The organism is Chryseobacterium sp. SIMBA_028 (assembly GCF_046535285.1).
GTDB lineage: Bacteria > Bacteroidota > Bacteroidia > Flavobacteriales > Weeksellaceae > Chryseobacterium.
On sequence record NZ_JAWRWZ010000210.1, the window covers coordinates 1 to 277 of the forward strand.

Genomic DNA, 277 nt, shown 5'->3' on the forward strand with positions numbered 1-277 from the left:
GGACACCGTGCCGCGCTCGATCTGCACGAATTCGACGCCGCGATAGCGAAGCATTGAGGCGTGGACGAAGTCGGTGATCAGCCACTGCTCGAGATCGGCGCGGTGCTCCCTGTAACAGATCAGCGGATGGGCGGCGACCATTTCGCCGAAGGCGCTGTCGAGCCGTTGCAGCCCGGCCGGCGTGAGCGCAGCGAACGGCATTTCCCGGTACAGCAAACGATGCAGTTTCATGCTTCCTCCCCGTTGTATACGCAGCGGTCGACGATGAGCTGACCGG

At 63.2% G+C, this 277-nt stretch carries 1 protein-coding gene; it reads right to left on the reverse strand.

What is annotated here, in order from left to right:
* A partial coding sequence (locus SCA31_RS23180) for a hypothetical protein (protein ID WP_410699379.1) occupies positions 1-231 on the reverse strand: 231 nt, incomplete at its 3' end.
* Between the last annotated feature and the right edge of the window lie 46 nt (positions 232-277).